The organism is Paraburkholderia sp. NMBU_R16 (assembly GCF_013282575.1).
Classification (GTDB): domain Bacteria; phylum Pseudomonadota; class Gammaproteobacteria; order Burkholderiales; family Burkholderiaceae; genus Trinickia.
On record NZ_JAAAYE010000359.1, the window covers coordinates 1 to 302 of the forward strand.

At 59.9% G+C, this 302-nt stretch carries 1 pseudogene; it reads left to right on the plus strand.

Annotated features, from left to right (window positions below):
- A pseudogene (locus GWC77_RS29970) lies at positions 1-122 on the plus strand (IS5/IS1182 family transposase); the annotation flags it as partial.
- Between the last annotated feature and the right edge of the window lie 180 nt (positions 123-302).

Below are 302 nucleotides of genomic sequence, written 5' to 3' on the forward strand. Positions count from 1 at the left end.
TACGCAGTTGCGAAACCGGCCCGCCAACGCAGCGCGATCGCCATCTGGAGGCGATCGCCGCACAGGGGCGACTGGCCTGGCAAAAGGCAACCGGTTACGGCCGGCGGGCGCTGGTGGAAACGACGATTGTCATCTTCCGCCATAAAGGAGCCACTGGGCTTCCGGCATAAAGGAGCCGGGACGTTTTCGGCATAAAGGAGCCACTTCGTTTCCGGCATATAGGAGCCAGTCGGTTTCCGGCATATAGGAGCCAGGGAAGGAGTCGAGCATCTCGATCGTGATGCTCATCGCAGGCTTAACTT